The organism is Cyanobium sp. BA20m-p-22 (genome assembly GCF_024346275.1).
Lineage (GTDB): Bacteria > Cyanobacteriota > Cyanobacteriia > PCC-6307 > Cyanobiaceae > Cyanobium_A.
In genome coordinates, this window is record NZ_JAGQCQ010000275.1 from 1 (window position 1) to 5,191 (window position 5,191).

Below are 5,191 nucleotides of genomic sequence, written 5' to 3' on the forward strand. Positions count from 1 at the left end.
TTAGCGGCACCGACTAGACGCCACATCGGTATGAATGGCTGGAGTGATCCCGAAGATGGGTCGGGATTTAACTTGTCAAAATAGTAAACATCCTGAAGGAATTCAAACACCGGCTGCGACACCAGAATTGAACCCCTAGGGGGCTTGCCTTGGGCCAGAATACTAGTCGCAGTAGTCACGGTATCACCCCAAACGTCATAGGCCATCTTGCTTGAGCCAACAGTTCCAACAACAACATCACCAGAATGGATGCTGCTGATAACATCCAGGTCGGTGCCATGATCATGGTTGAAATGCTTCACCTGCTTCTGGAGCTCTAAGGCAAACTTGACCATTCGACCCATGTGATCAAGGCGACCGCCCACAAGCCCCGAAGCAGATACATAGCGATCTGCTAACAACTTAACCTTATCTACACCACATTTATCTGCGGCGGCGTCAAAACGGCAGACCAGGTCATTCATCAAGCGCACTCTCTGCTCAGTGCTGATAGAATCTGTAAATGCTTCTAATCCGGACACCTCAGTGAACATGACTGAAGCATTCTCGACAGGATCAGCGATAGTGGCTTCTCCATTAAGCAAGCGCTGAGCCACTGCAGATGGGAGCAACTTCTGCAACAGATTCCAGCGCTCAAGGCTCAGCTTCTCAATCGCCTTTGTTTGCGTATCGAGCCCATCAACCATCCCTGCCAAAGCTGCGGCCAGCTCACCAAACTCTCCTGGGTTTTCGGAGGCAGCAAGGGCGTTGATTTCACCACTGCCAATGTCTTTGGCACAACCGATCAAGCGCATGACCGGTTGAATAAATACTGAAGAGAGCAGCAAGGATGCAACCGTGATCAAGAGAATTATCAGAGATCCCCAGAAAAGGATATTGCGCTTAAACTCATTTATGGGTGCATAAGCCTCATCAAGATCCATTTCCGAGAGCACGGCCCAATCCAAACCCTGGAGATTCAAGGGTGAATAGGAACTCAAGACTTTGACCCCCCGATAATCATCGACAATCATGGTGCCTTCGCGCCGCTCCAAGGCGTTCCTGGTCGCCTCCGTGTTCATCTGCTGCTCAAGGATGGATGTGCCATAGCGTTCAATATCATCAATCGTTTGCGATTTGACGTTGAGAGCACTCAACGTTTCAAGATAGCCAGCAGGATCCTCCACTAAAAATCTGGAAACCGAACGCATGGCGCTATCAGCTCCCACCAAATAGGTTTCACCAGAACGACCAAGACCATCCTTTGCCCAGTTGTTATTGCCGGTCATCACCCTATTGATTTCATCAACAGGTACCTGCAGGCCAAGCACGCCTATAAATTCATCTCCATCAAATATTGGCGACGTAATAAAGGCAGCCGGCGCACCATAGGAAGGCTTGTAATGGGCAAAATCTACAATTTTTACAAATCCCTTTGCTTTTGCGTTAATAGCCGCATTGACTGCATCTGCGAGGTTACTATCGCGATAGGGCCCAGTCGCCAGACTCATGCCAAAGTCAACTTCCTTGCCAATCGAGTAAATAATTGCACCGCCATCGGGATCCACCAGAAACAGGTCGTTGTAGCCAAATAGATCATGGTATTTTGACAAGCGTGGGTGGTATAAGGCGTGAGCCTTGCTGTATTCGCTGCCATCTCCGGCATCGGCAAGACGCTGCTTGCTACCAGCAGGGTTTGAATTGTTGGCAATATAGTGATACTGCAGGTATTGGCCGGCGCTGCTATGGGGCTCATAAAGGTCAGCGATTGGTGCACCTTCGTGAAGATCAGCCAAGCGGGGGATGAACTGATCTTTATAATAGCTATCTATGGAATATAACCAGGCCTCTGGAATGGCTTTGGCATCAAGCCCCCGATAAGCTCTCTTGAAATCCTTCATGGCATTCACCACCATCAGATCTTCACTTAGCGCTTCAGTCTGATTGCGCATGGTATCAAAGTATGACTGCATCTGATAGGCCTTCGAGGCACGCACGCTGGTCAATTGCTCGAAGATCCTTTGCGTGAGATGGACCTCGCCACTGTGGTAACCGAAATAGGCAATGGCCAACATTGCAGAAACGCCGACACTAAGCAGCATCAGCATCAGCTGGGATCGCAGGCTAGGGCGAAACTTGATCATCGGCACTGATCCACGGGGCATAATTTATGCGGTAAATCGACAGGCTAGGATTTGCAGAGTAGGGCGATCTGGCCTGAACGCAACCAGAAATGAGCACCTTGAACCAGCAGAGATTGATAATTTCAACTCCTAACTTTATAGATCCAGATCATCACAGCAAGCTCACAACTCCTGTGCCAATATCACAATAGGAACTGTGAATAGTCAGCTTCCCTTCTGCTTCTGCGGATTTCAGCAAATCGCTGCGTCTGGTGAGCTCGGTGGCTGAATGGCGAGCGTTGGCCTGAACAGCTTTGCTCAGATCGTCACCACTTTGAAGACTGGCCTTGATCGGTGCCACTAGCTGCTCCAGCAAGGGCGTCAGCGGCGCCGTGTCCATGGCCGCCTTGACCGCGCCACAGCCACTGTGACCAATAACCAGGATCAATGGAGTGCCGAGAACGGACACGGCATATTCCAAGGAAGCAATGGCCTCATCAAAAGCTGTGTTTCCTGCAGATCGCACTTCGAAGAGCTCACCGGAAGCACAGGCAAACAACCAGCTGGGATCTACCCGGGAATCCGCACAGGACAGTGTGGCCGCAAACGGCTTCTGCCCCTGGGCAAGCGCCGCAGGATCAATCTGACATTCGTTCTGCCAGATCCGGTTGAGCACCTGCATGCGCTCAACCGGTGTGGCGATGTCACTGGCCGCGGCCCAAGCCTTGGCGAAGCGCCCATTGCCGCATATCAGGCGATCCAAAGCATCCTTTGGTGTGCACACCTGAAGACTGGCCAGCAACTGGCCATCGATCGGATCGGAGGCCCAGGCACGCTGGGCCCCGATCATCGACCAGGCAGCAGTTGCCACACTGAACGCCGTGCCAGCCAGCAGATCGCGACGGTTCATCCCCATAAGACCAGGCCAGCTGCAAGCAGGCTAAACAACAAGCCTCAGGCAACACTAGAAGCGCAAACCAAGCAGCAAAAAATTTGGAAAGCCGAGCCCACCGGGCCACCTTTCCGTATTGAAGAGAACAAATTAAGGGGCCAGTGCCACTCCAAAGGCCGCGGGTATGAGACCCAGCTCATACATGCCGCGCCAGCCAGTCCTGCATGAGCGCCTGGGCCTGGGGCAAGGCTGCCTGAAGCTGGGCCGAGAGAGTGTTGCCGTGCTCAAAAGCATGGGCCGGCACCTGGAGCAGGCAGGCTGCAGGGGCGCGGCCATAGAGCGCCTGGCTGATGGCCAGCAGCTGGGCGAGCTCCAGCCGGTGGGTGTCCGGCGCTCCGGCCCCGGCCGGGATCACCTCCACCAGCTGGGGGGGGCCACCTGCCGGAGCTAGCCAGGCATCGATAAACAGCACCGCCTCCAGCTCGGCCAGCTCCGCTGCTAGCTCCGGAGTGAGCTGGTGGACGCTGCGGCCCCCAGCCTGCTCAGCCAGCAAGGCGCCGACGCCATCGTCACCGCGGAGGGGATTGCCGATGCCGATCACCAGGCGGGTGTGCTGGGGACGGGCGGGCATGGGCAGGGGGGAAGGACACCTCAGTGTGGCGATGGCTGGCCTCGAGCTGCTGATGGTCAGATCGCCAAACCCATTTCAGGGATTCAGGAGGTTTTCAAGGCTCTCGCCACCAGGGAACGACTCACTGCTGCGGAGAGCGGCATGGTCCCTTCCCCTGCTGGTGGTGCCGCTGTCCGGAGCGTTGCTTGAGAAGCTGCCGACCAGGCCAAAGCTCCGCCAGAGCTGCCGGGCTGGTGGATTGCTGCTGCAGCAGAGCAAGGCCGGCCTTGACGACCTCGATTTGGCTGAGGCCGAGGGCCTGGCAGAGGCTGTCAAGCATTGCCTCAATGCTGTCATCGAGGCGCACTGAAATGGTCCGCATAGCACCATCCCGGACGTATTACGAACATATTTCGAGCCTTAAGGCTGGTGCAATGCGCTCTTCACTGGCAAAGCCAGGCTTACCTACGCGATCCCTTCGGTGGCAGCGGCGAACCCAAGCCCCTGCGGGAGACAATGCCCTGCTGTTAGCCACCCGGCGGGCCTTTGAGCTCGACGACATTGCCTTCGGGATCACTGACATAGATGGATGGACCTTCACCTTCTGCTCCATAGCGTGACTGCACTGGGCCGACTGTTGCACCATTCGCCTGAAGGTGGCCACGAATGGCCTCGGCGTCAAACGTCTCTACACGGAGACAGAAGTGGTCGAGATTTCTGCCTCCGACTCCAGGAGCCGCGCCACCGGCGCTGCCGAGCTTGCCATTGACGGGGACGAGATCGATAAGTGAACGGCCCGCACGAAGCTGTATGAGGCCGATCTCTTCTTGCCGACGCTCGACTGAGCAACCGAGTGCTCCGCAATAGAACCGAAGCATTTTGTCCAAGTCGACGACGCGAAGGACTATGTGATCGAGCTCACGTATGTGGATCACGGATTCGTCTCCTTGAGGCGGCAAACGCTGCCATCACCTGGCCGCATTTTGCGGTGGGTGCAAACAAGAATCATGTGTGGGCGTCAAAGGTGCATGGCATTGTTAGCCTGCCTCCGATTTCGTCTCAGGGCCGTCCTTGAATACGTCCTCCAACTCCCTGAGTATCTCGATACATTCTTTCCTCAGCTTAGGGACATCCTGAAGTGCGGTTTCATAAACAGTCTCGTGATCAACCGAAGCATAGTTGTGGGTAAGTATGTTGCGAAACCCAATAGCTTTGCGACCATCCGATAGACGATTAAATTTCTCAGGCGAGAATTTCGCCAGCGTTGATGATGCTTCGCCAACTATAATAAATTCACGCTCAACGGCAGATCGCTTTTCACGCAGCTCAACATACGCCTCAAGCGAAATGCCATTAAGAATTGAAGCAATAGAATCGCATGCATCGATGATATCATAGAGATAGGCAGCTATGTCACGCAGCATAGATCATCCTTTTAGTGTTCTCAACCTCACGAGAAATAATCGCATTGCGCACTGCCCCGCTCATAACGAGATCCACCTTGGTGCCGAGGACTCTTTGTAACTCATCAAGCATCTCAAAATAAGCATGGAATTTAGCGTGACCACCAAGAGGAGCAAATTCGAC

The 5,191-nt window shown here is 54.3% G+C and carries 6 protein-coding genes; all 6 read right to left on the reverse strand.

Translation table 11 applies throughout. The annotated features are described in order from the left end of the window. Positions 1-2,087 (reverse strand): adenylate/guanylate cyclase domain-containing protein (locus tag KBZ15_RS17985; protein WP_255016595.1); only part of this gene is annotated, 2,087 nt, incomplete at its 3' end. Positions 2,088-2,274: 187 nt separating this feature from the next. Beyond that, entirely contained in the window at positions 2,275-2,904 is a 630-nt protein-coding gene (locus tag KBZ15_RS17990) for a carbonic anhydrase (protein ID WP_255016596.1), read from the reverse strand. A 286-nt stretch (positions 2,905-3,190) separates the two neighbouring features. After that, complete coding sequence (locus tag KBZ15_RS17995; protein WP_255016597.1) at positions 3,191-3,625, reverse strand: hydrogenase maturation protease; 435 nt, start codon at positions 3,623-3,625, stop codon at positions 3,191-3,193. 121 nt (positions 3,626-3,746) lie between these two features. After that, positions 3,747-3,986, reverse strand: a complete 240-nt coding sequence (locus KBZ15_RS18000) for a hypothetical protein (RefSeq protein WP_255016598.1) — start codon at positions 3,984-3,986, stop codon at positions 3,747-3,749. A 145-nt stretch (positions 3,987-4,131) separates the two neighbouring features. Next, complete coding sequence (locus KBZ15_RS18005; protein WP_255016599.1) at positions 4,132-4,539, reverse strand: VOC family protein; 408 nt, start codon at positions 4,537-4,539, stop codon at positions 4,132-4,134. Positions 4,540-4,641: 102 nt separating this feature from the next. Beyond that, positions 4,642-5,028, reverse strand: a complete 387-nt coding sequence (locus KBZ15_RS18010; RefSeq protein ID WP_255016600.1) for a DUF86 domain-containing protein — start codon at positions 5,026-5,028, stop codon at positions 4,642-4,644. Between the last annotated feature and the right edge of the window lie 163 nt (positions 5,029-5,191).